The organism is Kitasatospora sp. NPDC051853, from assembly GCF_044452665.1.
GTDB lineage: Bacteria > Actinomycetota > Actinomycetes > Streptomycetales > Streptomycetaceae > Kitasatospora.
On the sequence record NZ_JBITBY010000003.1, the window covers coordinates 392,830 to 418,964 of the forward strand.

The 26,135-nt window shown below is 74.8% G+C and carries 24 protein-coding genes; 11 read left to right on the forward strand and 13 right to left on the reverse strand.

Annotation, left to right across the window (positions count from 1 at the left end; genetic code table 11):
• Window positions 1-57: 57 nt before the first annotated feature.
• Window positions 58-834, forward strand: coding sequence for an ABC transporter ATP-binding protein (locus ACIA8O_RS10745; protein ID WP_396293303.1), 777 nt, complete (start codon window positions 58-60; stop codon window positions 832-834).
• Complete coding sequence (locus tag ACIA8O_RS10750; RefSeq protein ID WP_396293304.1) at window positions 831-3,281, forward strand: ABC transporter permease; 2,451 nt, start codon at window positions 831-833, stop codon at window positions 3,279-3,281. The genes ACIA8O_RS10745 and ACIA8O_RS10750 overlap by 4 nt, the downstream gene beginning before the upstream one ends.
• 172 nt (window positions 3,282-3,453) lie before the next feature.
• Here the strand turns inward: ACIA8O_RS10750 and efeB are convergent, their stop codons facing one another.
• From efeB to ACIA8O_RS10780, 6 genes are all read right to left on the reverse strand, one after another.
• On the reverse strand, window positions 3,454-4,674 hold the full coding sequence (gene efeB / locus ACIA8O_RS10755; RefSeq protein ID WP_396293305.1) for an iron uptake transporter deferrochelatase/peroxidase subunit: 1,221 nt from the start codon (window positions 4,672-4,674) through the stop codon (window positions 3,454-3,456).
• A gap of 5 nt (window positions 4,675-4,679) precedes the next feature.
• Window positions 4,680-6,767: a FixH family protein gene (locus ACIA8O_RS10760; RefSeq protein ID WP_396293306.1), complete on the reverse strand. Its 2,088-nt coding sequence runs from the start codon at window positions 6,765-6,767 to the stop codon at window positions 4,680-4,682.
• Window positions 6,768-6,773: 6 nt separating this feature from the next.
• The gene (locus tag ACIA8O_RS10765; RefSeq protein ID WP_396293307.1) at window positions 6,774-7,250 is read right to left on the reverse strand and encodes a copper chaperone PCu(A)C; all 477 of its coding nucleotides are present in this window, start codon (window positions 7,248-7,250) and stop codon (window positions 6,774-6,776) included.
• Complete coding sequence (locus ACIA8O_RS10770; RefSeq protein WP_396293308.1) at window positions 7,247-7,936, reverse strand: SCO family protein; 690 nt, start codon at window positions 7,934-7,936, stop codon at window positions 7,247-7,249. The genes ACIA8O_RS10765 and ACIA8O_RS10770 overlap by 4 nt, the downstream gene beginning before the upstream one ends.
• 77 nt (window positions 7,937-8,013) lie before the next feature.
• A complete protein-coding gene (locus ACIA8O_RS10775) occupies window positions 8,014-8,748 on the reverse strand; it encodes a YcnI family protein (protein WP_396293309.1) in 735 nt (244 codons plus the stop codon).
• 166 nt (window positions 8,749-8,914) lie between these two features.
• On the reverse strand, window positions 8,915-9,733 hold the full coding sequence (locus ACIA8O_RS10780) for a hypothetical protein (protein WP_396293310.1): 819 nt from the start codon (window positions 9,731-9,733) through the stop codon (window positions 8,915-8,917).
• 230 nt (window positions 9,734-9,963) lie between these two features.
• Here ACIA8O_RS10780 and ACIA8O_RS10785 point away from each other — a divergent pair, with 230 nt between their 5' ends.
• On the forward strand, window positions 9,964-10,614 hold the full coding sequence (locus tag ACIA8O_RS10785; RefSeq protein ID WP_396293311.1) for an ATP-binding protein: 651 nt from the start codon (window positions 9,964-9,966) through the stop codon (window positions 10,612-10,614).
• 43 nt (window positions 10,615-10,657) lie between these two features.
• Entirely contained in the window at window positions 10,658-11,509 is an 852-nt protein-coding gene (locus tag ACIA8O_RS10790; protein WP_396293312.1) for a nucleotidyltransferase family protein, read from the forward strand.
• 3 nt (window positions 11,510-11,512) lie between these two features.
• On the opposite strand, the gene ACIA8O_RS10795 is transcribed toward ACIA8O_RS10790, so the two are convergent.
• The gene (locus tag ACIA8O_RS10795) at window positions 11,513-12,295 is read right to left on the reverse strand and encodes a thioesterase II family protein (protein WP_396293313.1); all 783 of its coding nucleotides are present in this window, start codon (window positions 12,293-12,295) and stop codon (window positions 11,513-11,515) included.
• A 138-nt stretch (window positions 12,296-12,433) separates the two neighbouring features.
• Between ACIA8O_RS10795 and ACIA8O_RS10800 the strand changes: the two genes are divergently transcribed.
• From ACIA8O_RS10800 to ACIA8O_RS10815, 4 genes are all read left to right on the forward strand, one after another.
• Entirely contained in the window at window positions 12,434-12,679 is a 246-nt protein-coding gene (locus ACIA8O_RS10800) for a hypothetical protein (RefSeq protein WP_396293314.1), read from the forward strand.
• Window positions 12,680-12,736: 57 nt separating this feature from the next.
• A complete protein-coding gene (locus ACIA8O_RS10805) occupies window positions 12,737-13,951 on the forward strand; it encodes an amidase (RefSeq protein ID WP_396293315.1) in 1,215 nt (404 codons plus the stop codon).
• Between the two features lie 332 nt (window positions 13,952-14,283).
• Window positions 14,284-14,901, forward strand: coding sequence for a TetR/AcrR family transcriptional regulator (locus ACIA8O_RS10810; protein WP_396293317.1), 618 nt, complete (start codon window positions 14,284-14,286; stop codon window positions 14,899-14,901).
• A 114-nt stretch (window positions 14,902-15,015) separates the two neighbouring features.
• Window positions 15,016-15,894 carry an alpha/beta fold hydrolase gene (locus ACIA8O_RS10815; RefSeq protein WP_396293318.1) on the forward strand — a complete coding sequence of 293 codons (879 nt, stop codon included), beginning with the start codon at window positions 15,016-15,018 and terminating at the stop codon, window positions 15,892-15,894.
• A gap of 60 nt (window positions 15,895-15,954) precedes the next feature.
• Here ACIA8O_RS10815 and ACIA8O_RS10820 read toward each other — a convergent pair whose 3' ends face one another.
• Window positions 15,955-16,170: a DUF5302 domain-containing protein gene (locus ACIA8O_RS10820; protein ID WP_396293319.1), complete on the reverse strand. Its 216-nt coding sequence runs from the start codon at window positions 16,168-16,170 to the stop codon at window positions 15,955-15,957.
• 304 nt (window positions 16,171-16,474) lie between these two features.
• Between ACIA8O_RS10820 and ACIA8O_RS10825 the strand changes: the two genes are divergently transcribed.
• Window positions 16,475-17,296, forward strand: a complete 822-nt coding sequence (locus ACIA8O_RS10825) for an integrase (protein ID WP_396293320.1) — start codon at window positions 16,475-16,477, stop codon at window positions 17,294-17,296.
• An 89-nt stretch (window positions 17,297-17,385) separates the two neighbouring features.
• Here the strand turns inward: ACIA8O_RS10825 and ACIA8O_RS10830 are convergent, their stop codons facing one another.
• On the reverse strand, window positions 17,386-18,336 hold the full coding sequence (locus ACIA8O_RS10830) for a pirin family protein (RefSeq protein ID WP_396293321.1): 951 nt from the start codon (window positions 18,334-18,336) through the stop codon (window positions 17,386-17,388).
• A gap of 123 nt (window positions 18,337-18,459) precedes the next feature.
• The gene (locus ACIA8O_RS10835; protein WP_396293322.1) at window positions 18,460-18,981 is read right to left on the reverse strand and encodes an SseB family protein; all 522 of its coding nucleotides are present in this window, start codon (window positions 18,979-18,981) and stop codon (window positions 18,460-18,462) included.
• A 159-nt stretch (window positions 18,982-19,140) separates the two neighbouring features.
• Here ACIA8O_RS10835 and ACIA8O_RS10840 point away from each other — a divergent pair, with 159 nt between their 5' ends.
• Window positions 19,141-20,970: an acyl-CoA dehydrogenase gene (locus ACIA8O_RS10840; RefSeq protein WP_396293323.1), complete on the forward strand. Its 1,830-nt coding sequence runs from the start codon at window positions 19,141-19,143 to the stop codon at window positions 20,968-20,970.
• Window positions 20,971-21,067: 97 nt separating this feature from the next.
• Here ACIA8O_RS10840 and ACIA8O_RS10845 read toward each other — a convergent pair whose 3' ends face one another.
• From ACIA8O_RS10845 to ACIA8O_RS10855, 3 genes are read right to left on the reverse strand one after another with little or no spacing between them, the layout of a single operon-like run.
• Window positions 21,068-22,321 (reverse strand): ABC transporter permease, encoded by a 1,254-nt coding sequence (locus tag ACIA8O_RS10845; RefSeq protein WP_396293325.1) that lies wholly within the window; start codon window positions 22,319-22,321, stop codon window positions 21,068-21,070.
• Complete coding sequence (locus tag ACIA8O_RS10850; RefSeq protein WP_396293327.1) at window positions 22,321-23,013, reverse strand: ABC transporter ATP-binding protein; 693 nt, start codon at window positions 23,011-23,013, stop codon at window positions 22,321-22,323. Before ACIA8O_RS10850 ends, ACIA8O_RS10845 begins: the two co-directional genes overlap by 1 nt.
• Window positions 23,010-24,539, reverse strand: coding sequence for a peptidoglycan-binding protein (locus ACIA8O_RS10855; protein WP_396293328.1), 1,530 nt, complete (start codon window positions 24,537-24,539; stop codon window positions 23,010-23,012). The genes ACIA8O_RS10850 and ACIA8O_RS10855 overlap by 4 nt, the downstream gene beginning before the upstream one ends.
• Window positions 24,540-24,833: 294 nt before the next feature.
• Here ACIA8O_RS10855 and ACIA8O_RS10860 point away from each other — a divergent pair, with 294 nt between their 5' ends.
• A complete protein-coding gene (locus ACIA8O_RS10860) occupies window positions 24,834-26,135 on the forward strand; it encodes a M18 family aminopeptidase (RefSeq protein ID WP_396293330.1) in 1,302 nt (433 codons plus the stop codon).

The following is a 26,135-nucleotide window of genomic DNA, read 5'->3' on the forward strand; positions in this document are numbered from 1 at the left end:
AAGGCGCCGCGTTCCTAGGTTGGGAGATGCCGAAGCTCCCGCCCCGGAAGGACCGTGATGGCCGTCCAGCAAGACCGCCCCGCCCACCCCGCCGCCGCCGTCGAACTGCGCGGCGTGCAGCGCCGCTACGGCGCCGTGCAGGCCCTGCGCGGCATCGACCTGGTGCTCCCCCGGGGCGGCTTCACCGCGGTGATGGGCCCGTCGGGCTCCGGCAAGAGCACCTTCCTGCAGTGCGCCGCCGGCCTCGACCGCCCGGACGCCGGCCAGGTGCTGCTCGGCGGCACCGACCTGGCCACCCTCGGCGAGAACAAGCTGACCAAGCTCCGCCGCAGCCGGATCGGCTTCGTCTTCCAGTCCTTCAACCTGCTCCCTTCCCTGACCGTCCGTCAGAACGTCCTCCTCCCGCAGCGCCTGGCCGGCGTCCGCCAGGACCGCCGCCGCGCCGACGAACTCCTCGCCCGGGTCGGCCTACCGGAGCACGGCGGCCGCCGCCCGCACGAGCTCTCCGGCGGACAGCAGCAGCGGGTGGCGATCGCCCGCGCGCTGGTCACCGACCCGGAGGTGGTCTTCGCGGACGAGCCGACCGGCGCCCTGGACGCCCGGACCGCGCACGAGGTGCTCGGCCTGCTCCGCCGGGCGGTGGACGAGCTGGGCGCCACGGTGGTGATGGTCACCCACGACCCGGTGGCGGCCTCGCACGCGGACCGGGTGCTCTTCCTCGCCGACGGCCTGCTGGTCTCCGCCCTGGAGCGTCCCGACCCGCAGACCGTCGCCGACCACCTGCTGCGCCTCACCGCCCGTGCCACCGGCGCCGGTTCGGCGGTGGCGGCATGAGCAGCCTCGGTCTGGCGGCCGCCTCGGTGCGGGCCCGCCCGGCGGCCTTCGCCGGCAGCTTCGTCGCGCTGCTCTTCGGCGCCGTCGTCACCATCGCCTGCGGCGTCCTGCTGCAGACCGGCCTGACCGCCTCCCTCCCGCCGGTGAAGTACGCCGGGGCGCCGGTAGTGGTGGCGGCCGAGGCCGTCGCGGAGGTGGCGGTCCAGGTGCCGGGGGAGCAGCCCGAACCGGTCCGCTCCACCCTGCCCGAACGGGCAAGGGTGGACCTGGAGTCGGTGGGCCGGATCGCCGCGCTGCCGGGGGTGGCCTCGGCCGTTCCGGAGCTCTCCTTCCCGGTCTCCGCCCCCTCCGGCCCGGAGACCGCCGCCGCGCTGCCCACCACCACCGGCCTCCAGGGCCGGGCCCCCGCCGCCGGCGAGCTGGTGGCCGGCGCGGACACCCCGTACCGCACCGGCGAGCGGATCGCCGTCGGCACGCCCAGCGGACAGCGGAGTTACCTGGTCACCGGCACCCTGCCCGGCCGCACCGGCCTCTGGCTGGACCCGGCCGAGGCGGCCCGCGCGGCCGGCCACCCGGGCCGGGTGGACGCCGTCGCGGTGCAGCCGAAGCCCGGCGTCAGCACCACCGAACTGGCCGACCGGGTGAGGACGGTGGCGTCCGGCGCCCAGGTGCTAACCGGTGACGACCGCACCGCCGCCGAGCAGCCGCAGCTCCTGTTCACCCGCGAGATGCTGACCGCCCTCGGCGGCTCCTTCGGCGGCATCACCGCGCTGACGGCGGTCTTCGTGGTGCTCGGCACCGTCGCCCTGGCCACCAACCAGCGGGCCCGGGAGTTCGCCCTGCTGCGCGCGGTCGGCGCCACCCCGGGGCAGATCCGCCGCACGGTGGCCACCGAGGCCGCGCTGCTGGCGCCGGTGGCGGGGGCGCTGGCCGTGCTCCCCGGATTCGGCCTGGCCCGTTGGTGGTTCGGGCAGATGACGGACCGCGGGATGGTGGCCGAGGGCGTGCGGCTGAGCACCGGGCCGGTCCCGGTGCTGGCGGCCGTCGGTGCCGGACTGTTCTCCGCCCTGCTGGGCGGCTGGCTGGCGGCCCGCCGCCCGGCGAAGCTGCGGCCCGGCCTGGCGCTCAGCGAGTCGGCGGTCGAGCAGCCCCGGCTGGGCCGGGTCCGGATGCTCTGCGGCCTGCTGGCCCTGGCCGGTGGCATCGCCCTGGCCGGCGTCGCGGCCGGGCTCGGCGGCGCGGACGCCGCCAACACCGCGCTGGGCGTGGTGATGTGCCTGCTGCTGGCGGTCGGCCTGCTGGGCCCGCTGCTGGCCCGGATCTCCGCCGCGGTCCTGGGCGGACCGCTCCGCCTGCGCGGCGCCGCCGCCTCGCTGGCCGCCGACAACACCCGGGCCAACGCCCGCCGGCTGGCCTCGGCGATCACCCCGATCGTGATGGTCACCGCCTTCTGCGGCACCCTGCTCTTCCTGCAGAGCACCCTCACCCACGCCGCGGGTGACCAGGCCCGCCGCGGCCTGCTCGCCGACCACGTGGTCACCTCCACCGGCCCGGGGCTCTCCCCGGACACGGCCGCCCGGGCGGCCCGCCTGCCCGGCGTCGGCACGGCGGTCGGCGTCCTGGACACCGCGGTCGCCTACCGCTCCGGCGACGCCCCGGTCACCGCCACCGCGCTGGGCCTCTCCGGCGACCCCGCCGGCTACGGCCGGGTGCTCGACCTCGGCCTGCGCAGCGGTGACCTGGGCGGTCTGGCCCGCCCCGGCACGGTCGCCCTGGACGCCGGGGTGGCCGAGGAGCTCGGGGTGACGGTCGGTCAGCGCGCCGAGCTCTGGCTGGGCGACGGCACCCCCGTCGAACCGCTGGTGGTGGCCACCTACGAGCGCGGCCTCGGCCTCGGCCAGGCCGTCCTGCCCCGGGCCGACCTGGCCGCCCACGTCACCACCGGCTACGACGGCCGGCTGCTGGTCCGGGCCGCGGACGGGGCCGACCGCGCCACGGTGGCACGGGAGTTGGCCGGGCTCGGCGGGGTGACGGTGACCGACGCGGCCGAGCACGGCGCGCAGGCCGACCGCGACCGCGAGGCCAGCGGCTGGGCGAACTCCGTGATGGCAGCGGTGCTCGGCGGCTTCGCGGCCGTGGCCGCGGCCAACACCCTGGTGATGACGGTCCTCGACCGCCGCCGCGAACTCACCCTCCTCCGGCTGGCCGGGTCCACCCGGCGCCAGATCCGCGGCATGCTCCGCTGGGAGGGCCTCCTGGTCGCCTCGGCCGGCCTCCTGATCGGCGGCGCCATCGCCTGGGCCACCCTCACCCCCATCGCCCGCGGCCTCACCGGCGGCACCCCGTACGTCCCCCCGGCCCTCGCCCTCCCCCTGGCCGCCGGTGTGGTCCTCCTCGCGGTGACCGCCACCGTCCTCCCGGGTCGGGCGATCACGTCGCGGCGCTGACGAAAGCGGTCACGCCGGGGCGCGAGGACGTACATGGTGATGCCGGGGGCGCGGGGAACTGCGCTCAGTGGAAAGGCAGCACCGGCAACTGGCCGACGGTGGTTCAGTTGCCGGTGGGCCGCCTTCCGACCCGCGCAGTTCCCCGCGCCCCTGAAGGCGTAGCCACTTCCCGTCAGCCCTCGAGTAGTTGCTGCCCGACGTAGCCGCCCTCGGGGGCGCCGGGCGGGACCGCGTACAGGCCCGAGCTCTCGTGCCGGAGGAACCGCGAGAGCCCGTCGCCCCGGGCCAGTTTCCGCTGCACCGGGACGAACCCCCGCAGCGGGTCGGCCTGGTAGGCGACGAAGAGCAGGCCCGCGTCCGGCGACCCGTCCGCGGTCACGCCGTCGGAGTAGGAGAACCCCCGCCGCAGCATGGTGGCACCGCCGTTGGCGGCGGGCGCCGCCACCCGGACGTGGGCGTCGGCGGGGATCAGCAGCCCGCCGTCCGGGCCGGTGGCGGTGAGGTCCACGGGGGTGTGTTCGCCGCCGCCGGAGAGCGGGCCGCCGTCGGACTTCCGCCGTCCGATGACCCGTTCCTGACGGTCCGTCGGCAGGTTCTCCCAGTTGTCCAGCAGCATTCGGATCCGCCGCACCACGGCGTACGTCCCGCCCCGCATCCAGTCGGTCCCGCCCGCGAACACCTTCTCCCCGAAGCCGGCGTCGGCCGGCTTCGGGTTCCCGGTGCCGTCGATCTGGCCCATCAGGTTGCGCGGGGTCATCGGGCGTTCGGTGGCGCCGGGCGTGCGGCTGAAGCCCGCCATCTGCCACCGCAGCGAGGCGGTTCCGGCCGCCTGCCGCTGGAGCACCCGGAAGGCGTGGAACACCACCAGGGCGTCGTCCGCACCGATCTGCACCCAGAGGTCGCCCTCGCTCCGCGCCGGGTCGATCGCGTCCTCCGGGAAGGCCGGCAACGGGGTCAGCGCCGCCGGCCGACGGTCCGTCAGACCGGCCTTGTCGAAGAGCGACGCCCCGAACCCGAAGGTGAAGGTCAGCCCGCACGGGCCGGCGTCCAGCGCGACCTGGTTCTCCGCCGACTCGGCCGTCTCCCCCCGGGCCAGCCGGGCGGCGGTCGCCGACCACCGCCGCAGCAGCTGCCGCAGCCCGTCCCGGCCGGCCCCGGGGGCCAGGTCGAAGGCGGCCAACTGCACCCGGGCCTGGCCGGGTTCGACGATCCCCGCCTGCCGGGTGCCGAAGAACGGCACGGCCGCCCGGCCCAGCGCCCCGGCCGGGGCCGGGTCGTCGGGGCCGTCGGTCAGCGTCTGCCGCCCCAGGGCGCCGCCGGCCACCCCGACGGTCAGCCCGGCGGCGCCGACACCGCCCAGGACGGCACGGCGGGAGAGGGGGGTCGCGGTCATGGTGCTCAGCCGATCTTCAGGGGTTTCACCTCGGTCACCTGGTCGATGTCGGAGGACCGTACGGTCACCGACACCACCCAGTTGCCCGCCAGCGGGAGTTGGGCCTGCCCGGTCCACTTGCCGGGGCCGGCGGCCTGGAGGGTCACCGGCAGCGGGCCGAGGTCGCGGTCCGGCAGGGTGACGGCCAGTTGGATCTCCGGCACCTCGACCGGCTGCCCGGCGGTGTCCGTCAGGGTCAGCGTGGCCGTGTTGAGCCCGACCCCGGCGGGGTTGAGCGTGACGGTGGCGGTGCCCTTGGCGTTGGGGGTGCGGCCGCCGGTGTCGTACGGGAGCTTGAGCTCCACGGTCCGGCCGGGCACCGAGCCGTCCCGGACCGGGTTGCGGTCGGTGGTCTGCGCGGCGCTGGAGCCGCCGCCGGGGGAGGCGGCCACCGCCTCGGCGACCTTGCCGGGCGGGGTGTTGGTCAGCATCGTGGTGACCACCAGCACGGCCACCGCCACGGCGGCCTCCACCAGCACCGAACGGCGCAGCCCGGCCCGGGCCGGTGTGCCGGCCCGTTCCTGACGCTCCGTCGCCTCGGCCCGCGCGGCCCGCTGCAGCGCCAGCTGCGCGGCCCGCACCGGGTCCTCCTCCTCGGCCCCGCCACCACCGGAGGCCCCGGCACCGCCGGCCGAGGAGCCGCCCGTCGAGGGCACGCTCTCCCGGACCGCGGCCTCGACCTCGTTCTCGGCCTCGACCTCGCTCCGCTCCTCCGCAGCCGTCTCCACCGCGGCGTCGGGCTCGGCCCGCAGCCGCGCCACCCACCCCCGGGAGAACCAGGCCACCCCGACCATCGCGACCACCACGCCGGTCTTCACCAGCAGCAGCCGCCCGTACTCGGTGTCCACCAGCGCGGCCCAGCCGCCCAGCCCGCGCCAGGACTGGTACAGCCCGGTGGCCACCAGCGCCGCGACCGACCAGAAGGCCAGCCGGGAGAAGAGCTCGACCGCCCGCACCCCGACGCCGGCCCGCAGGCCGATCAGCAGGGCCGCCAGCCCGCCCAGCCAGAGCGCCATCGCCAGCAGGTGGACCATCGCGCTGGGCAGGGCCAGCCAGACCTGCTCGCCGACCGAGGCGTGGTCCGCCCCGGCCCAGGTGGCGGAGAGCGCCACCGCGAGCACCAGACCGGCCACCCCGAGGCCCAACCGGGCGTCCCGGAGCGGACGTTCGGCGGCCTTGCGCTCCAGCCGCCGCAGCTCGTCCTCCTCCGCGTCACCGTCACCGTCACCGCCACCGGCGCCAGTGGCGGCCACGGCCACCGGCACGGCCGGCCGGGCCTGGCCCAGCTGCCCGACCAGCAGCGAGAGGAAGACCCCGGCGGCGGCGAGCAGCAGCAGCCGCACCGAGAGCGCGGTGCCGATCCGCTCGTCCAGGGTGGCGCGCACCAGCGAGAGGTCCAGCGCCTGCCCGATCCCGGTGCCCCGCTCGTACGGGCCGCGCAGCAGCAGCACCCCGACGGTGGAGACCAGCAGCGCGACCCAACCGCCCATCAGCAGCCGCTGCACCGCCCGCACCGCGACCCCGGCGGGCCAGCAGATCAGCACGAACGCGGCCGCCCCGGCCAGCAGCGCGAAGGCGCCGTAGGCGATCGCCCGGCCGGTGCCGTAGAAGAAGGCGACGGTGGAGTCGGCGTCGGCGTTCTGGAGGGCGCTGGCGGAGACGGTGGTGGCGGAGGGGGCGCCGATGGAGAAGACGAAGGCGCCGCCGATCGGGTGCGAGTCCTCGGAGACGGCCCGCCAGGCGACGGTGTAGGTGCCGTTCGCCAGGCCGCCCTTGAGGCCGACCCGGGCGGTGGCGGCCTTGCCGTCCACGTGGCCGGGCGCGCCGTTGTCCACCGACGCCCCGTCAGGGCCGAGCACCCGCACCGAGTCGGGCGAGAGCGAGACGCCCTCGCTGAAGGTCAGCGTCACGGCCGCCGGGGCGTCGTGCAGCACCGTGTTGGCCGCCGGGTCGGTGGTGACCAGCGCGGCGTGGGCGGAGGCCGTCCCGGCCCCGCCGATCAACAGCACCAGAACAGCACCCGCCACCGCGAGCAGAGCACCGAGCCTCTTCATGGGTCGTCAGCTTCCCGGTCGGTAGGTGAGGGGCTGGACCGGGACCTTGACGGCCACCGTCCCGCCCTTCTTGAAGGTGAGGTCCAGTTCGAGCTGGTCGCCGACGGCGGGCGCCTTCTCCCAGCCCATGATCATCAGGTGGTTCCCGCCCCGGGCCAGCTGCAGCTCGCCGCCGGAGGGCACCGGGAAGGACTCCACCTCCTCCATCGTCTTCTCGGTGGAGCGGTGCATGGTGACCGACTTGGCCGCCGGGCTGGAGACCTTCACCAGCTCGTCGGCGCCGCCCTCGTTGCGCACCGTCAGGTACCCGGCGCCCATCCCGTTCGGGCTGGCGGGCATCGGGATGTAGGAGTCGACCACGCTGAGCCGGGGAGCGGCGTCGGCCGACGGGGCGTCGGACCCGCAGCCGACGAGTATCGTCCCGGCGGTCAGCGCGGCGGCCACGCCGGCGCCGAGCAGGGCGCTGCGGCCGAAGCCGGTCACGCGGCCACCCCCTTGGCCAGCAGCGGGAGGTCGTGCGCGAAGGTCTGGGTGGAGGTGCTGCTCAGGTAGAGCAGGTGGGCCTTGTCGTCGGAGGGCAGGAAGCCCAGCACCTGGGCGCCGTGCGAGGAGGTGACGGTGCCGTCCTTGTTCACGATCGGGTCCTCGACCAGGACGCCGAGGGTCTTGGCGGCGGCCTTCACCTTCTCCAGGTCACCGGTCAGGCCGGTGAAGTTCTTGCCCATCGAGTCCAGCCAGGTGCGCAGCACCTTCGGGGTGTCCCGCTCGGGGTCGGTGGAGACGAAGACCACGTCGATCTTCTGCTGCTCCTCCGGGGAGAGCTTGGACATCGCCACGCCGATGTCGCCCATGGTGGTCGGGCAGACGTCCGGGCAGCTGGTGTAGCCGAAGAACAGCAGGGTGGCCCGGCCGGCGGTCTTCGCGCGCAGGTCGTACGGCTGGCCGGAGGTGTCGTTGAGCACCAGGTCGGGCTTGTCGAAGTGCTTGCTCAGCACGGTGGCCTGGTACGGGGACTTGCTGCTCTCCTTGGAGACCTTGAGCGGGCCCCCGGCGTCGGAGCCGGAGGAACCGGAGGAGCCGCAGGCGGTCAGGGTGAGGGCGGCGGTCAGCGCGAGGGCGGCGGCGCCGAGCAGCCGGGGGGAGGTCCGTCGGGTGGTACGGGGTGCCATGGGGATCCGTTCGTGGGACGTGCTGCGGCCGGGTCCGGGCCGCCGCCTGGCGTGCGGCGGCCCGGACCGGCCCTGACTCAGGAGGCGCTGCTCTTGCGGCGCAGGCCGAGGACGCCGAGCGCGGCGCCGATCACGCCGACCACGATGCCGACCACGCCGAGGGTGCGGGCGGTGGAGTCGTCGGCCTTGGCCACAGCAGTCCCGGTGGCCTTGTCCTTCGCCGCGTCGGCCGAACCGGCCGCGTGGTGGTCGGCGCCGGCGGCGGCCGGGGCCTTGGTGAGCTTCAGCACCGGGGCGGGCTTGGCCGGCTCCGGCTGGCCGTCCTTGGCCTCGTCGATCCAGCGGACCACGTCGCCGTTGTCGTAGGTCTGGAGCGCCTTGAAGGTGAGCTTCTCGGTGTCGGTCGGCAGCGCGCCGAGCGAGACCTTGAACTCCTGGAACTGGCCGGGGGCGATCTTCGCGCCGCCCTCGGCGGTCCAGGTGATCTTGGAGACCGCCTCGGTGATGTCCTTGCCGTGCGAGTTCAGCGGCTTGTCGAGCTTGGACTTCTCCAGCACGGCGGTCCAGCCCGGCACCGGGAGGACGCGGACCGAGGCCATCGGGTGGTCCAGCGGGAGGTTGACCTCGAGCTTCACGGTCGAGGCGGTGTCGCTCTCGTTCGGCACCCGGAAGTCGACGGCGGTGTAGCCGCCCTGCTGGACCGAGCCCGGCTGGACGGTGACGTGCGCGAACGCGGGGGCGGCCAGGGCCAGCACGGAGGCGGCGGCGACGGCGGCGGCACCGGCGAGACGACGGGCAGGAGAGATGCGCATGGGTGTGGGCTCCAGACGGAGACGGCGGGCGGCCGCGCCGGCCGTGGTCGACGGCGCGCGGGCCCGGAGTACGGGAGGTCGGTGGGCTGACGGGCGGTCGGCCCCGATGGGCTGACGGGTGGTCAGCGCTCGTCGCACGCCGTACGGAGCCCCGTGGGGCCCTCGGTCAGCGCGCGAACCCGTACCCGGGAGGGCCGCGCCGGAGCAGACTGTGCCGCAGCGAGACGGCGGCGGGCAGCCGCCAGTCACCCGCCCGGGGCGCGCGCAGGGCGCGCGGCGCGGGCAGCGGGCCGAGCAGCAGCGCCAGCACCAGGGCCAGCGCCGTGCGGAGCGGGGCGGCGCACTCCTGCGCCGCCCGGGCGGTCAGCCGGAGCAGCCGCCAGAGCGCGGCCTCGCCCCGGCGCAGCCACCAGCCGGCCACCACGGCGGCGGCCAGGTGGCCCAGCAGCATCGGGACGGTCATCCCGAGGAAGCCGCCGGTGGGGGCGGGGGCGGGCAGCGCGTAGGCCATGGGGTCGAGCCCGGCGGCCCGGACCAGCTGGGCCGGGTCCCCGGCCAGCGGGAGCCCGGTCTCGTTGCAGACCAGCCGCCCGGCCACCTGAGGCAGCGTCAGCCCGTCGTGGTGCATGCCGGCCATCCCGGCCGCCGTCCCGGCGAGCCCGCCGCAGGCGGAGTGGAAGAGCAGGTGCAGCCCCAACTGCCCGGCGCCCAGCGCCCCGGCGATCGACCCGAGCGAACGCTCCCGGCCGCCGAGCGCGGCGGCCACCGCGCAGACCAGCACGAAGCCGAGCGCCAGCGTCGGCAACGCCACCTCGCCGCTGCCGACCAGGGTGTGCCCGGCCGCCGCGATCACGGTGCAGACCAGCGCGAACGGCACCGCCCGGGCCAGCCGCAGGTCCCACGCGGCAGCGGGAGCGGCAGCGTCCGGGGCGCGGCGGCTCCCGGTGGCGGCTCCCGGTGTCCGGGCGGGCTGATGGCTGGTCATGGCTGCCCCATCCTCTCACCGCCTACACGGACGCCACGGAGAGGGGCGGAAAATACATCACATTGCCCCGTTCGGCCCCGGCGTGCGCGCCGTGCAGTGCGCTGCCCGGCACACCCCGCTGCACCAGTCCATCCGCCGAACGGGCGGTCCCGGGGCTCGGGCACGGTTCACCCGCGAATGTGCCGGAGATACCTAGTTGTATGTGGAGCCGCAGCCAGGAGGGACCTCCCGTGGACATCTGGTGGACTCTGCACCTCAAGCGCGACCCGGCCAGCGTGCCGCTCGCCCGCCGCATCCTGCTGGGCGCCATGGACTCGGCCGGGGTCGACCCCCAGATCGCCTTCGACCTGGGCATCGCCCTCACCGAGGCCTGCGCCAACGCCGTCGAGCACGCCGCCTGCGCCCGCCCCGACGAGGGCTTCCAGGTGACGGCCTCCATCTCCGGCGACACCCTGCGCATCGAGGTCACCGACTCCGGCCCGGGCCTGCCCCCGGCCACCGTGCCCGTCCGCACCCCTCCGCTGCCCGCCGTCCGCCGGGCCGCCGCGCCCGCCCCCGTGCGCCCGCGCGGCCGCTGTCGCACCCGCCGCGGCCGCGCCACCCTCCCGGCCCCCGTCCTCACCCCCCACCGCCCCCGCGGCGACGGCCGCCCGGCCCCCTACGACACCCACGTCCTCCCGGCCGGCCGCCCCACCTCGGCCCGCCCGGTCGACCTCGAGGCCCTCCCCGACCTCTCCGCCGAGAGCGGACGCGGCCTCTTCCTCATCCACGCCCTCACCGACCACGTCCAGCTCCGCAACCACCCCCTCCGCGGCGCCATCGTGAGCTTCGACAAGGTCCTCAAGTGGCAGGACGACGCCCTGCTGCGGGCTGCTTCCTGAAAACTCCCCGACCTCCCGTCAGCTCCGGCCGTACGCTCGCCGGATGACGAACGCGCAGCTGCCCGAACCCACCGCCACCCTGCACCGGATCGGGGAACGGCTGGCCAGGCTGCCCGGGATCACCGGGGTGGTGCTCGGCGGCTCGCGGGCCAGGGGAGAGGCCAGGCCGGACTCGGACCTGGACATCGGGCTGTACTACGACCCCGCCGCCGTGCCCGACTTCGGACAGGTGCTGGCGGCGGCGGCCGAGCTGGACGACCAAGGAGCCCCGGCCGGGCACGGCGGGTACGGCGAGTGGGGGCCGTGGATCAACGGCGGGGTCTGGCTCGCCGTGGACGGGCTGAAGACCGACGTCCTGCTGCGCGACCACGCGAGGGTGGAGCGGGTGGTCCGCGAGGCGGCCGCCGGACGCTTCACCGTCGACTACCAACCGGGCCACCCGCACGGCTTCGTCTCCACCGTCTACGCGGGCGAGGTGCGGCACAACCTCCCGCTGCACGACCCCGAGGGCCGGCTCGCCGCGCTGCGCGCCCTGGTCGACCCGTACCCGCAGGCGCTGGCGGAGGCCGTGGTGGCCCGTTTCGGCTGGGAGGCCGGCTTCTCCCTCGACGGGGCGCTCTCACCGGCCCGCCGGGGCGACCTGCACCAGGTCACCGGTCTGCTGCACCGCGCGGTGGCCTGCCTGAACCAGGTGGTCTTCGCCCACAACGGCCGCTTCCTGTTGAACGAGAAGGGCGCCCTCGCCGAGGCCGCCGCGATGCCCCGCACCCCGGCCGGCTACCGGCCCCGCACCGAGGCCGCCCTGAGCGGGCTCTCGACCGACCCGCGGACCCTGAGGTCCGCCGTGGACGCCGTGCGCGGGCTGCACGAGGAGCTGACGGCCCGTCGGCCGTGAGGGTCAGGGGGTGTCCTCCCGGAGGACGCCGGTGAGGTCGGCCGTGATCTGACGGGCGATCACCTCGCGGTGCTCGCGCAGGTAGAAGTGGTCCCCGGGGTGGAGGTGCAGGCCGGTGAGGCGGGGCAGCCGTCCGGCCAGCACCGTCACGGCGGCGGCGGGCGTCACGGGGTCGTCCTGGCCGCCGAAGAGGGACTGGGGCAGCTCGGGCAGCGGCGCGCGCAGCCCCGCCGGGGCGGTGTCCACCAGCTGGAAGTCGCCGCGGATCGCGGGGGAGAACAGGTCCCACAGCTCCGGCACGGCCAGCAGCTCGGCGGGTGTGCCGCCCATCGTGGCCAGCAACTCGCGCAGCGCCTCGTCGGAGCGCAGGTAGCGGGGCTCCTCCGCGTCGCCGGGACGGGCCAGGTCGGCCGCCCAGGCCGAGAGGCCGAGCCAGCGCGGCCCCGGCTCCCCGTCCGCCCGTATCCGCCGGGCGAGCTCGGTGGCGACCAGGCCGCCCATGCTGTGCCCGAAGAAGGCGTACGGCCCCTCCAGGCTGCCGCGCAGGTCGGCCCGGAAGCGCTCGACCAGCGCGTCCAGCTCGGTGATGAGCGGCTCGCTGCCGCCGAGGCCACGGCCGGGGGCCTCCATCAGCACCACGTCCCAGTCGGCCGGGAAGAGCGCGCACCACTCCCGGAAGAACAGGTGCGAGCCCCCGGCGTGGTGGAAGAGGAAGAGCCGCACGGCGGGTGCCTCGACCGGCCGGGTGCGGATCACGGTGCGGGCGGGGCGGAACGCGGCGGTCATGCGGGGGTCCTCCGGGGTCGGTCGCTGCATGGTGGGTACCAGTCTGGGGCGGGGCCCCTGGCGGCCGGGAGCCGGGGCGACCGTCCTGACGGGTGCTCAGGAATTGCCGGTCCGGAGCGGGCGGAGCAGCCTTGGGGCATGGAGCACCAGATGCGGGCCGAGTACGGTCCTGACGGTCAGTCCGGTGGCGTGAAGAGCTGGCACATCACCACGGTGGGCACCTCCACCGCGATGTGCGGCCACGAGCTGGAGAGCGGCGCGGAGACCCGGGAGCCGACCCGGTGGTCGGAACAGCCCGACCTCAACTGCCACACCTGCGGAGCCCTCTTCCTCCGCGAGGTGCCGTACCTCCCCAGCGAACACACCTACACCGAGCAGCCCTAGCCCGCCGCGCCCGTGGACCCGACAGGCGCGGACCGGACAGACGCGGACCCGGCAGCCGTGGACCCGGAGGGCGCGGTCGAGGCGCTCTGCGCCCGGATCGACCGGCTCGACCCGATGCTGCGCTCCTTCACCCCGGAGCCCGGCCGCTACGCACGCCTCGCCGCCGAGGCCCGCGCGCTGGCCCACTCCCACCCCGACCGCCCCCCGCTGTACGGGGTGCCGGTCGGGGTGAAGGACGTCCTGCACGTGGACGGACTGCCGACCCACGCCGGCTCCGCCCTGCCGCCCGGCGTCCTGGCCGGGCCGGAGGCCACGGCGGTGCGGCGGCTGCGGCGGGCCGACGCCCTGGTCGCCGGCAAGACCGTCACCGCCGAGTTCTCCCTCGGCGCCCCCGGCCCGACCCGCAACCCGCACGACCCGACGCGCACCCCGGGCGGCTCCAGCAGCGGCTCGGCGGCGGCGGTCGCGGCCGGACTGGTCCCGCTCGCCCTCGGCACCCAGACCCTCGGCTCGGTGATCCGCCCCGCCGCCTACTGCGGCGTCGTCGGCTTCCGCCCCACCTACGGACGCATCCCCCCGGACGGGATGATCGCCTGCGCCCCCTCCCTCGACACCATCGGCGTCCTGGCCGCCGGCCTCGCCGACGCGGAACGGGCGGCGGCGCTGCTCTGCGACGGCTGGGCCCCCGTGCGCGGGAGCCTGCCCGCGCCGGTGCTCGGCGTCCCCGACCCCTACCTCGACCCGGTCGATCCGGCCGCGCTGGCGGTCTTCGAAACGGTCCTCGGCGAACTGGGCCTGACGGTGCGCCGGCTGGCCCCGGCGGGTGGCCTGGATCCGCTGGTCGAGGCCGTGGAGGTGGTCACCCGGTACGAACTGGCCCGGGTGCACAGCGAGTTGTTCCCCCGCTTCGGCCGCCTCTACCGGCCCGAGACGGCGGCGGCCATCCGGCACGGGCAGGAGATCACCACGGCCGAGTACGCCGCCGCCCACCGCGACCTCACCCGCCACCGCCGCGACCTCACCGCCCTCACCACCACCGAGGGCATCGACCTCTGGGCCACCCCCGCGGCCACCGGCCCGCCCCCACCCGGCCTGGAATCCACCGGCGACCCGGTCATGTCCACCCCCTGGAGCGCCCTGGGCTGGCCCGCCCTGACCCTCCCCACCACCCCCGCGGACTCCCTCCCCCTCGGCCTCCAACTCATCGCCCCGGCCCACCACGACGAACGCCTCCTGACCTGGGCCGGGGAGTGCGGCGGACGCAGGCGGTGAGGCCGGAGGCGCGAGGAACCGCGCGAGTGCGGAAGGCGGCCCACCGCTGGATCGGGGCACACGAGCCAGTTGTACGTGCTGCCGTTCCCCCGCGCCTCCGTGGGCGTAGCCGGGTCCCGCCCGTCGCACCTGGGCCGGGGGGTGCGGCGGACGCAGGCGGTGAGGCCGGGGGCGCGAGGAACCGCGCGAGTGCGGAAGGCGGCCCACCGCTGGATCGGGGTACACGAGCCAGTTGCACGTGCTGCCGTTCCCCCGCGCGCAGTTCCCCGCGCCCCTGCGGGCCGCAGCGAAGCCCTACCCTGGAGGGCCTGATGCGGAGTGAGGTGGGAGCAGTGGCCGGAACAGCCACCGACGGGCGGGTGCAGCGGGGCAACGAGACCCGTCGCGCGGTGCTCGGCCGGGCCGTCGAGGTGGCCTCGATCGAGGGCCTGGGGGCGCTGTCGATCGGGCGCCTGGCCACCGACCTGGGGCTGAGCAAGAGCGGGGTGTTCGCCGCCTTCGGGTCGAAGGAGGAACTCCAGCTCTCCACCGTCCGGGCCGCCCGCCGGATCTTCTACGACGCCGTGATCGCCCCGCACGAGCAGGAGGCCCCCGGTCTGCCGAAGCTGCGTGCCCTGTGTGCGAGCTGGGTCGGGTACGCCCGCGACCGGGTCTTCCCGGGCGGCTGCTTCTTCCAGTCGGTCTCGGCGGAGTTCAACACCCAGCCCGGCCCGATCCGGGACGCCCTCGCCGAGGCCGCCCGCGACTGGGAGGGCCTCCTCCTCGACCTGATCCGGGCCGCCCGCGCCGCCGACGAACTGACCCCCGCCGCCGAGCCCGAGCAGCTCGCCTTCCTCCTGGTCGCCGCGATGGAGACCGCCAACGCGCAGAGCCTGCTGCTCGACGACCCGTCCCGCTTCGACCGCGCCGCCGCCGTCATCGACCGGACCCTCACCACCTTCGCCTCCTGACCGACGCACCTCCTCCGAAGGCCCTCCTGTCTCAAAAACTGCACGAACGGTCGTGCTAATATCTCCCCACAGAGAGGCCGCACACCCATGCCGCGGCCCGACCGGGGAGTGCCCATGGACCTGTCCGTCGCCCTGATCCGCACCACCCTGAACGCCACGGCGGCCCTCTCGCCCCTCCTGGCCGGCCGCGCCGCCTTCGCGGTGTTCCGCCGTCCGGTCCGCCGCAGCCGCCTGCGCCCCGAGGAGCGCGAACTGCACGCCGCCGCCGCAGTCGAACGCATCGAGGTGCACGGCACCGCCGTCACCACCTACCGCTGGGGCGACGGCGCACGGCCGGTGCTGCTGCTGCACGGCTGGCGGTCCCGCGCCTCCCGCTACGCCGCCCTGATACCCCGCCTGCGCGTGCTCGGCCTCACCGTGGTCACCTTCGACGCCCCCGGGCACGGCGAGTCCGCGGGCCGGACGGTCACCGTCCTCGACTACCGCGAGGCGATCCGTCAACTGCACGACCGCCACGGGCCGTTCGAGGCGGTGGTGGCCCACTCGCTCGCGGTCCCGGCGGCCGTCCTCGCGCTGCGCGACACCGCCAAGGCCGAGCGCCTGGTGGCCATCGCCGGCCCGGGCGACTTCGACCTCTTCCCGCGGGCCTTCTCCGCCGGCCTCGGGCTCGGCGGCTGGGCGGTCCCCGAACTGCGCCGCCGGATCACCGCCATGCTCCCGCCCGGCCTGGAGTACCCGGGCCTCAGCCCGGTGCACCGCCCGGAGGAGCTCGCCCTCCCCGTCCTCCTGGTGCACGACGAGGACGACCGCGTCATCCCGTACGACCAGTCCGGCCCGCTCCACGCGGCCTACGAGCCCTACGGCGCCCGCCTGCTGACCACCCGTGGGCTCGGGCACAACCGGGTGCTCACCGAGCCGGCCGTACTCGACAACGTGCTCGGCTTCCTCTCCGAACCCCTCCCCGCCGAACCCCTCCCTACTCCCACTCCCTGAACACGGAAAGGGGCGGCCCTCCCCGGAGGGAGGACCGCCCTGCTGCGTCCCGAAGGGTCGTCAGCCGCCGCTCTTGCGGCGGAAGTTCCGCTTGCCGCCGGCCGCCGCGTGGGTGCCGTGGATCTTCGACTCCCCGCCCTGGCCGCCACCGTTGCCGCCCTTGGCCCCCTGCTTGCGGGCGAGCGCGGCGAGGAACTTCGCCTTCTGGTCGTCGGCCTCGGCGACGGTCTCCTCGGCCGCCGCCGTCGGCTCGACGGGCTCGGGTGTGGCGCTCATGTGTGACCTCCAGGAACCGGTACCGGTGTTACGGGGCCACCCTGTCACGCCCGGGCCCTCCTGGCTGGCCATTTCCCGTCGAGCCGACGGCGGCGGCCCGGGTCAGTGCGGCCGGTCGCGGTACTGCGGGCCGCCGATCAGGTAGAGCAGGGCGAGCGTGGGGAAGCCGATCGAGGCGATCAGCAGGACGAAGAACTCCAGCACCATCACGTGAGGCTCCTGAAAAGGTGACAGAACAGGACATTCACGACGCTATCCCGTCGGTCCCCTGTCCGCTCGCCCGCTCCGCCGCCACACTGTCGGGATGCAGGTAGAGCTCGCGGGCGAACCGCAGAAACCGGGCCGGGAGAGCGAGGACTTCGCCGCCGCCAGTCCGGAGGCACTGGTACTGCTGGACGGGTCGAGCAGCCCGGAGGACTTCGAGTCCGGCTGCCGCCACGGCACCCCCTGGTACGTCCGGCGCCTCGGCGTCCACCTCCTGGCCAGACTCACCGACCGGGCCGACCGCTCGATCGCCGAGTGCCTGGCCGACGCGATCGTGGAGACGGCCGCGCTGCACGGCGGCCGCTGCGACCTGGCCCATCCCAACACCCCGGCCGCCATGGTGGTGGCGGCCCGGGTGCACGGCAGTTCGCTGGAGTACCTGGTGCTCGGCGACTCGCTGCTGGTGCTGGACCTCAAGGACGGCCCGCCCCGGGTGATCGGGGACAACCAGCGCTTCCCCGCCGGTGAGCTGCTGCGCCGTCAGATCTGGTCCACCGTCCCGGGCTCGGCCGAACGGGCCGAACTCCACCTCCGCTACGCCCACGCCGTCCGGGCCGCCCGGAACACCGGCCACGGCCCCTGGATCGCCGCCGCCTCCCCCCGCGCGGCCGGCCACGCCGAGACCGGCTTCGTCCGCCTCACCGCCCTGCGCGCCGTCGCCGCCCTCAGCGACGGCGCCTCCCGCTGGACCGAACGCTTCGGCCTCGGCAGCTGGTCCGACGCCGTCCACCTGCTCGCCGAACAGGGCCCAGCCGAACTCATCTCCCAGGTCCGCGCCACCGAACACTCCGACGCCCACTGCCGCCGCTGGCCCCGCGGCAAGGCCCACGACGACGCCTCCGCCCTCTACGCCCGGATCTGACGCAACACCAGAGGCCGGGACCCCGTCCAGGGTCCCGGCCTCCGCTCCGACGGCCTGGCGGCCTGAAGGCCCGCCGGCTTGACGGCGGGTCAGTCCGTCGGCTGCCCGAAGGCGCCCGACTGGAAGTCCCGCATCGCCTGCTCCAGCTCGCGGTGGCTGTTCATCACGAACGGCCCGTAGTGCGCGACCGGCTCCCGGATCGGCTGCCCGCCCAGGATGATCACGTCCAGGTTGGGGTGCCGGGAGTCCTGCTTGGCGTCGGCCGCGATGGTGAGGGTGTCGCCCTCGCCGAAGACCGCCGACTGGCCGGTGCGGATCGGCCGGTGCTCGGCGCCGATCGTGCCGTCGCCGTTGAGGACGTACGCCAGGGCGTTGAAGTCCTTGCGCCACGGGATGGTGATCTCCGCGCCCGGGGTGACGGTGGCGTGCAGCAGGGTGATCGGGGTGTGGGTGATGCCGGGACCCTCGTGGCCGTCCAGCCGGCCCGCGATCAGGCGGAGCACCGCGCCGCCGTCCGGCGTGGTGAGCAGCTTGACGTGGCCGCCGTGGATGTCCTGGTACCGGGGCTGGGTCATCTTGTCCGCGGCCGGCAGGTTCACCCAGAGCTGGATGCCGTGGAACAGGCCGCCGGTCAGCACCAGCGACTCCGGCGGGGTCTCGATGTGCAGGATGCCCGAGCCGGCCGTCATCCACTGGGTGTCGCCGCCGCCGAGGTGGCCGCCGCCGCCGTGCGAGTCCTTGTGGATGAACTCGCCGTCGATCAGGTAGGTGACGGTCTCGAAGCCGCGGTGCGGGTGCCACGGGGTGCCCTTGGGCTCTCCGGCGGCGTACTCCACCTCGCCCATCTGGTCCATCATGATGAACGGGTCGAGGTACTTGGTGTTGATCTTGGCGAAGGCCCGGCGGACCGGGAAGCCCTCGCCCTCGAAGCCCTCCGGGGCGGTGACCACCGCGAGCACCGGCCGAGGGGTGTTGGTCGCGGCGTCCGGGGTGGCGACGCGCGGAAGGGTCAGCGGGTTCTCGACGGTCACGGCGGGCATGTCGGCCTCCTTCTTCGGTTTCTCTGGCCTACGTCGGCCAATGTAGTTCAACTCTCAACAACAATCAAGTTGAAAGTTGAACCATTGGGTCATGGGTCGCCCCTGAGGGGTCCCCGGAGGGGCTCAGCCGTACATCCGCCGCATGGTGAAGTCGACCATCTGCTCCACGGCCTTGGCGTCGAACACCATCCGGTGCTCGCCCTCCATGTCCAGGGCGAAGCCGTAGCCGGTCGGCAGCAGGTCGAGCACCTCGGCGCCGGTGACGCTGAAGTGCTTGGAGTCCTTGCCCGCGTACCGGCGCAGCTCCTTGAGCGAGCTGAACATCGGGATCACCGGCGTCGGCGTGTTGTGCAGCGCCAGGAAGCCGGGACGGTCGCCGCGCGGGCAGTGCACCTTGGAGGTGATGAAGATCGCCTGGAAGTCCTCGACCGGCATGGCGCCGGTGGTGAAGGCCCGGACCGCGTCCGCGAGGGATGGCGGCGAGGGTTCCGGGTAGAGAGACTGCTGGGGGGCGGCCTGCGGAGGCTGTTCGCTGTACTGGCCGGGGCCCGGCATGCCGTTCATCCCCTGCTGCTGGGCGTGCTGCTGCTGCGCCTGCTGCTGGTAGGGGTCGCCCTGGTACCCGGTCTGCTCGTAGCCGTACACGGGGTCAAGGTTATCGGCGGACGTGACCCTCTTCATAGCCCCTTGGGCTCCAGGGGCTTGTGCATGTTACTTACGGGTAGCATCATGGTGCCTACTGGTGGGTAAGTGGGGCGCTCGAAGGTGGCGGACCCGCGGAAGCGACGAACCGGAGAAACGGTCATGGGTCACTACAAGTCCAACCTGCGCGACGTGGAGTTCAACCTCTTCGAGGTGTTCGGTCGTGACCAGGTCTACGGCACCGGTCCGTACGCCGACATGGACGTCGAGACCGCGAAGAACATCCTCAGCGAGATCTCCCGGCTGGCCGAGAACGACCTGGCCGCCTCCTTCGCCGACACCGACCGCAACCCGCCGGTCTTCGACCCGGAGACCAACACCGCTCCGATCCCGGAGACCTTCAAGAAGAGCTACCAGGCGTACATGGACGCCGAGTGGTGGCGTCTGGGCATCCCGGAGGCGATCGGTGGCCAGGTCACCCCGTCCTCGCTGATCTGGGCCTACGCCGAGCAGATCCTGGGCTCCAACCCGGCCATCTGGATGTACTCCTCCGGCCCGGCCTTCGCCGGCGTCGTCTACGACGAGGGCACCGAGGAGCAGCACAAGGTCGCCAAGCACATGGTGGACCGCCAGTGGGGCGCCACCATGGTGCTGACCGAGCCGGACGCCGGTTCGGACGTGGGCGCCGGCCGCACCAAGGCGATCAAGCAGGAGGACGGCTCCTGGCACATCGAGGGCGTCAAGCGCTTCATCACCTCGGGCGAGCACGACATGTCCGAGAACATCATCCACCTGGTGCTGGCCCGCCCCGAGGGCGGCAAGCCGGGCACCAAGGGCCTGGGCCTGTACATCGTCCCCAAGTTCGACTTCGACTGGGAGACCGGCGAGCTGGGCGAGCGCAACGGCGCCTACGCCACCAACGTCGAGCACAAGATGGGCCTCAAGGCCTCGAACACCTGCGAGATGACCTTCGGCGCCAAGCACCCCGCCAAGGGCTGGCTGGTCGGCGAGACCGTCGACGGCATCCGCCAGATGTTCAAGATCATCGAGTTCGCCCGGATGATGGTCGGCACGAAGGCCATCGCCACCCTCTCCACCGGCTACCTGAACGCGCTGGAGTACGCCAAGGAGCGCGTGCAGGGCGCCGACATCTCGCAGTTCCTGGACAAGACCGCGCCGCGCGTCACCATCACCCACCACCCGGACGTGCGCCGTTCGCTGCTGACCCAGAAGGCGTACGCCGAGGGCATGCGCGCCCTGGTGCTCTACACCGCCTCGGTCCAGGACGACGTGATGGCGGCCCGCCTGCGCGGCGAGCACGACGACGCGGCCGAGCGCCTGAACGACCTGCTGCTCCCGATCGTCAAGGGCTACGGCTCGGAGAAGTCCTACGAGCAGCTCGCCCAGTCCCTGCAGACCTTCGGCGGCTCCGGCTTCCTGCAGGAGTACCCGATCGAGCAGTACATCCGCGACGCCAAGATCGACACCCTGTACGAGGGCACCACCGCGATCCAGGGCCTGGACTTCTTCTTCCGGAAGATCGTCAAGGACGGCGGCCAGGCGCTCACCGTGGTCTCCGAGATGATCAAGAAGTTCCTCGCGGCCAACGAGGGCGGCGCGGCGCTGGAGGCCGAGCGCAAGCTGCTCGGCAAGGCGGCCGGTGACCTGGAGGCGATCGTCGGCAAGCTGCTGGCCGACCTCTCCGCGGTCGAGCAGGACGTCAAGAACATGTACAAGGTGGGCCAGAACACCACCCGCCTGCTGATGGCCTCGGGCGACGTGGTGGTCGGCTGGCTGCTGCTCCGTCAGGCCTCCGTGGCGCTGGCCAAGCTGGAGGCCGGTGCCACCGCCAAGGACGTGCCGTTCTACCAGGGCAAGGTCGCGGCCGCGAAGTTCTTCGCCCGCAACGTCCTGCCGACCGTCACCCCGCAGCGCCTGATCGCCGAGGGCATCGACAACGAGCTCATGGAGCTGGCGGAGGAGGCCTTCTAGGCCTCCCGCAAGACTGCCTGACACACCCTCAGTACCCGGGGCCCGGTCCGACTGGACCGGGCCCCGCGGTGCGTCCGGGGCCGGGCGGGGCCCCGGCTCAGCCGCTGCCGCGCAGGGCCTTCAGCGGGTCGGTGCGGGCCGCCCGCAGGGCCGGGTAGAGCCCGGCCAGCAGACCGGTCGCGGAGCCGATCAGCGGGGCCGGCAGGGTGGCGGCCGGGTGCATCACCGCCGTCCAGTCCCGGGCGGCCGCCACCGCCAGCACCGTCAGCACGCCGAGACCGGTGCCGACCAGGCCGCCGAGGGTGCCCAGCACCGTCGACTCGGTGAGGAACTGGGCGGCGACGTGCCTGGTCCGGGCGCCCAGCGCGCGGCGCAGGCCGATCTCCTCGGTGCGCTCCAGCACGGCCACCAGGGTGGTGTTGGCGATGCCCACCGCGCCCACCAGCAGGCAGAGGGCGGCCAGGGCCAGGAAGAGCCCGGTCAGGTCGGAGGTCACCCGGTCGCGCAGGCCGTGCGGGTCGGTCGGCGGGGTGACGGCGAAGGAGCCGGGGGAGTCCGGGCGCAGGGCGGTCGCGACCTGCGCGGCCACCACGGGGGCCGCGCCCGGCCGGGTGGCGACCAGGCCCTGGGCGGCGCGGTCGGGATCGGCACCGGGGTTGCCGTACCGCTCCAGCGCCGTACTGGCCGGGACGATCGCCCCGAGCAGGGTGGCGGGCAGCCGCCGGACGTCCGAGTAGATCCCGATCACGGTGTACGGCAGCCCGTCCAGGAAGACGGCCGGCCGGACGTCCAGGCGGCTCACCCCGAGCCTGCGGGCGGCGGCCTGACTGAGCATCACCACCGGCTGCGCGGTGCGCTGCGCGAAGGCGTCCATGGTCACGCCGCCCACCAGGACGGGGGCCATCGCGGCGACCGCGCCCGGGGTGGCGGCGAAGACGGTGAGGCCGGTGCCGGCCTGCTGCCCGCCGGTGGGCCGGGCGGAGAGCACCGGGTCGGCGGGGAGCGGCCACCAGACGCCGGCCGCGGTGACGCCGTCGATCCGGGCCAGCCGGGCGTCCGCGTCCTCGGGGAAGCTCGGCGGGGGGTTGGTGCCGGGGCGGACGCCGTCGGTCCTCGGGCGGTCGGCGAGGTGCACCGTGGTGGCCTTGGTCAGGTCGAACCGCTCCCCGATCCGGCCGGCCGCGGTCGCGGTCAGGCCCAGCACCGCCACGAAGGCGCCGATGCCCAGCACCGTCCCCAGCACGGTCAGCGCGGACCGGCCGGGCCGCTGGAGGACGCCGGCCAGCGCCTCGGAGCACAGGTCCCGCAGGCCGAGCCGGGAGCCCGGCCCCGGCAGCACGCCACGGGCCATCAGAGCACCGCCCCGGCGGGTTCGGAGAGCACGCCGTCCCGGATCGCCACCCGCCGCCCGGCCCGGGCCGCGACCGCCGGGTCGTGGGTGATGACCACCAGGGTGTAGCCGAGGCCGTGCAGTTCGTCGAACCGCGCGAGCACGGCCTCGGCGTTGGCGGAGTCCAGGTTGCCGGTCGGTTCGTCGCAGAGCAGCAGGCTGGGCCGGTTCACCAGGGCCCGGGCGATGGCGACCCGCTGGCGCTCGCCGCCGGACATGGTGGCCGGCAGCGCGTCCAGCCGGTGGCCCAGCCCGACCGTCCGCAGGGCCTCCCGGGCCGCCCCGGCCCGCTCGGCCCGGGGCACCCGGTGGTAGACCTGGGCCAGCACCACGTTCTCCTCGGCGGTGCGGTGCGGCAGCAGGTGGAAGGACTGGAAGACGAAGCCGATCCGGCGCCCGCGCAGCGCGGACCTGTCCCGGTCGCGCAGCGCGCCGGTGTCGATGCCGTCGAGCTCGTACCGGCCCCGGGTGGGCGTGTCGAGCAGGCCGAGCAGGTGCAGCAGGGTGGACTTCCCCGAGCCGGACGGGCCGGTGACCGAGAGGTACTCGCCCCGGTGGACGGTCAGATCGGTCGGTCGGAGGGCGGGCACGGGCGGCTGGCCGGGGAAGCTGCGGCCCACGCCGGAGAGCCGGATGACGGGCGTCCCGGTCACGTGCCCACCACCACCCGGTCGCCGGCCTTCAGCGCGCCCTCGACGTCCGGGACGACGCCGACCAGTCCGTCGGCGGTGACCCCGGTGGTGACCTCCACGTCGGCCCGCCGGCCGTCCGCGGCCACGGTGGTGACCGAGGTCCGTCCGTTCGCGCCGGTGAAGACCGCCGCCACCGGGACGGCGGTCACCGGGGGGCCGGCGGCGTCCTTGAGGACGGTGATCCGGACGTTCCGGCCGCTCAGCGCGGCCGGCGGCGGGGCGTCGGGGGTGACGGTGACCGGGACGTACGAGGGCCCGGCCGGTGCGCCGCCCGGGGCCTGGCCGGGGGCGGGCGCCGGGGCGGCCCCGCCCAGCGGGACCACCCTCCCGGCGGGCGGGGCGGTGGTCGGCGCGCCCAGTTCGGCGACCCTGCCGGTGAGCCTGGTGCCGGTCTCCTCGTCCAGGAGCTCCACCGCCATGCCGGGCCGGACCGCGGCCGCCTGGGCCGGCGTCAGCTGGCCGGTGACGGTCAGTCCGCCGCTGGTCAGCGAGAGCAGGGTGCCGGCCACCGGCAGGCCGACCGAGCTGTTCACCGCGGTGACGGCGGCCGGCAGCGCGGGCAGGAAGACCACGTGGGCGGCCGGCACCATCGGGCCGTTCACCGCGACGGCCCGGGCCAGCGCCGCGCGGTCGGCGGTCAGCTGGCGGCCGGCCGCCCTGAGCTGCTCGTCGAGGTCGGGCGCGCCGTCCGGCTGCTCGGCCGCGGGCGCGGACGGGAAAGCGGACGGAGGAGCGGTGGACGGGGGAGCGGCCGGCCGGCCGGAGTTCTTCCGGGCGGTCAGCGCCTCCACGGTCCGGCGTCCGGCGTCCACCGCCTTCTGCGCGGCGTCCACCGCCTGCTGGGTCGCGGCCCCGGTGAGCGGCACGGGGTGGCCGAGGGCGCGGTAGAAGGAGGCCACCGCCTGTTTCGTGCCCGGTCCGAAGCCGCCCCGTTCGTCCTCTCCGCTGGAGTGCCCCAACTCCCGCAGTGCGTCCTGTAGTTCGGCCACGTCGGGCCCGGTCGAGCCCGGCTTGAGGTCGCGGTACGCGGGGACCGGGCCGCGCAGCACGTAGAGCGGCTGGCCGGAGACCTCGGCGAGCAGCCGGCCGGCGGTGACCGCCTCGCCGGTCCGCACGTGCAGCCCGGACAGGAAGAGCTGGGTGATCTCGGTCGAGGCGGCGGACGGCACCACGTCGTACCTGGTCGGCGGGTAGACCGAGGCCCGGGCCGTCACCGAGGGGCTCAGCACCCGGCTGACCACCGGGGCGGTGAGCAGGGTGCGCGGCGGCGGCGCGGCCCCGGCGGCGCGCTCGGCCGGGGACCTGACCAGCGCGGTGGCGGCCAGCCCGCCGGTCGATAGCAGGGCCGAGGCCACCGCGACCACCAGGACGGCCCGTTGCCGGCGGGCGGTCCGCGACCGCCCGGGCCGGGGTGTCCGTTCGGGCCGGGGTGCCCCTTCGGGCAGTTCGCCGGCGTCCGGGCCGGGCCGGTCGTTCCTGCGCGTCACGAACACCGTCGTCCCCCCGTGCGGCCCCGCGGCCGTGTACGCGGGCCGCTCCGGGGGAATTGTTGTTGATGCGCGGTCAGTTGGAGGGGGGAACGGGGTGATTGCGTCCGGCGGGCCGGACGGGCCCGGGCGTCACCACTGTCAGGACGCCGATGGGACGATGTAGGACACGGCCGCTTCACCGTTGTGTCACCGTTGTTGAGTTCACAGCGTCATGTCCGTGTACGGGCATATGCTCAGGTGCGAAGACCGGTCCCCCATCGGGCTTCAGCCCTCCCTCGACCCAGGAGCAGCATGTCGACCGCCGTCCGCCCGGCCTCCTTCGACCGAACGCACACCGACGACCTGATCGCCTTCCTCAGCGCATCGCCGTCGCCGTTCCACGCGGTGGCCAGCGCGGCCGAGCGGCTGGAGAAGGCCGGCTTCCGCCGGGTGGCCGAGACCGACGCCTGGGACGCCTCGGCCGGTGGCCGGTACGTGGTCCGGGGCGGTGCGCTGATCGCCTGGTACGTGCCGGAGGGCGCGGGCCCGGAGACCCCGTTCCGGGTGGTGGGCACCCACACCGACTCGCCGAACCTGCGGGTCAAGCCGGTGCCGGACACCGGCTCGGCCGGCTGGCGCCAGGTCGCGGTCGAGATCTACGGCGGCGTCCCGCTGAACACCTGGCTGGACCGTGACCTCGGCCTCTCCGGCCGGCTCGCCCTGCGCGACGGCAGCGTGACGCTGGTTCAGCTGGACGAGCCGCTGCTGCGCGTCCCGCAGCTCGCCATCCACCTGGACCGCCAGGTCAACGACGGCATGAAGCTCGACAAGCAGCGCCACCTCACGCCGATCTGGGGGCTCGGCAAGGTCACCGAGGGCTCCCTGATCGAGTACGTCGCCGAGCGGGCCGGCCTGGCCGCCTCCGACGTGATCGGCTGGGACTTGATGACCCACGACGTCCAGCCGCCCGCCTACCTGGGCAAGGATCGCGAGCTGCTGGCCGCGCCCCGGCTGGACAACCTGCTCTCGGTGCACGCCGGCACCGCCGCGCTGGCCGCGGTGGCCGCGGCCGGCGGCGAGCTCGGCTGCATCCCGGTGCTGGCCGCCTTCGACCACGAGGAGACCGGCAGCGAGTCCGACACCGGCGCCCAGGGCCCCCTGCTGGGGAACGTGCTGGAGCGCAGTGTCTACGCGCGGGGAGGCACCCCGGAGGACCGCGCCCGCGCGCTGGCCGGCACCGTCTGCCTCTCCTCCGACATGGGCCACGCCGTCCACCCGAACTACACCGAGCGCCACGAGCCCGGCCACCAGCCGATGCCCAACGGCGGTCCGATCCTCAAGGTCAACGTCAACAACCGGTACGCCACCGACGCGCTCGGCCGCGCCGTCTTCACCGCCGCCTGCGAGAAGGCCGGCGTGCCGTGGCAGACCTTCGTCTCCAACAACTCGATGCCCTGCGGCACCACCATCGGCCCGATCACCGCGGCCCGGCTCGGCATCACCACCGTGGACTGCGGCATCGCCGCGCTCTCCATGCACTCCGCCCGCGAGCTCTGCGGCGCCGACGACCCGTACCTGCTGGCCGCCGCCCTCAAGGCCTTCCTGGAGGGCTGA

Excerpts from the sequence above, each read along its gene's own strand:
- ACIA8O_RS10745 (WP_396293303.1), top strand. The coding sequence starts at position 58 with ATGGCCGTCCAGCAAGACCGCCCCGCCCACCCCGCCGCCGCCGTCGAA.
- ACIA8O_RS10750 (WP_396293304.1), top strand. The coding sequence starts at position 831 with ATGAGCAGCCTCGGTCTGGCGGCCGCCTCGGTGCGGGCCCGCCCGGCG.
- efeB (WP_396293305.1), bottom strand. The coding sequence starts at position 4,674 with ATGACCGCGACCCCCCTCTCCCGCCGTGCCGTCCTGGGCGGTGTCGGC.
- ACIA8O_RS10760 (WP_396293306.1), bottom strand. The coding sequence starts at position 6,767 with ATGAAGAGGCTCGGTGCTCTGCTCGCGGTGGCGGGTGCTGTTCTGGTG.
- ACIA8O_RS10770 (WP_396293308.1), bottom strand. The coding sequence starts at position 7,936 with ATGGCACCCCGTACCACCCGACGGACCTCCCCCCGGCTGCTCGGCGCC.
- ACIA8O_RS10775 (WP_396293309.1), bottom strand. The coding sequence starts at position 8,748 with ATGCGCATCTCTCCTGCCCGTCGTCTCGCCGGTGCCGCCGCCGTCGCC.
- ACIA8O_RS10780 (WP_396293310.1), bottom strand. The coding sequence starts at position 9,733 with ATGACCAGCCATCAGCCCGCCCGGACACCGGGAGCCGCCACCGGGAGC.
- ACIA8O_RS10790 (WP_396293312.1), top strand. The coding sequence starts at position 10,658 with ATGACGAACGCGCAGCTGCCCGAACCCACCGCCACCCTGCACCGGATC.
- ACIA8O_RS10795 (WP_396293313.1), bottom strand. The coding sequence starts at position 12,295 with ATGACCGCCGCGTTCCGCCCCGCCCGCACCGTGATCCGCACCCGGCCG.
- ACIA8O_RS10800 (WP_396293314.1), top strand. The coding sequence starts at position 12,434 with ATGGAGCACCAGATGCGGGCCGAGTACGGTCCTGACGGTCAGTCCGGT.
- ACIA8O_RS10815 (WP_396293318.1), top strand. The coding sequence starts at position 15,016 with ATGGACCTGTCCGTCGCCCTGATCCGCACCACCCTGAACGCCACGGCG.
- ACIA8O_RS10820 (WP_396293319.1), bottom strand. The coding sequence starts at position 16,170 with ATGAGCGCCACACCCGAGCCCGTCGAGCCGACGGCGGCGGCCGAGGAG.
- ACIA8O_RS10825 (WP_396293320.1), top strand. The coding sequence starts at position 16,475 with ATGCAGGTAGAGCTCGCGGGCGAACCGCAGAAACCGGGCCGGGAGAGC.
- ACIA8O_RS10830 (WP_396293321.1), bottom strand. The coding sequence starts at position 18,336 with ATGCCCGCCGTGACCGTCGAGAACCCGCTGACCCTTCCGCGCGTCGCC.
- ACIA8O_RS10840 (WP_396293323.1), top strand. The coding sequence starts at position 19,141 with ATGGGTCACTACAAGTCCAACCTGCGCGACGTGGAGTTCAACCTCTTC.
- ACIA8O_RS10845 (WP_396293325.1), bottom strand. The coding sequence starts at position 22,321 with ATGGCCCGTGGCGTGCTGCCGGGGCCGGGCTCCCGGCTCGGCCTGCGG.
- ACIA8O_RS10860 (WP_396293330.1), top strand. The coding sequence starts at position 24,834 with ATGTCGACCGCCGTCCGCCCGGCCTCCTTCGACCGAACGCACACCGAC.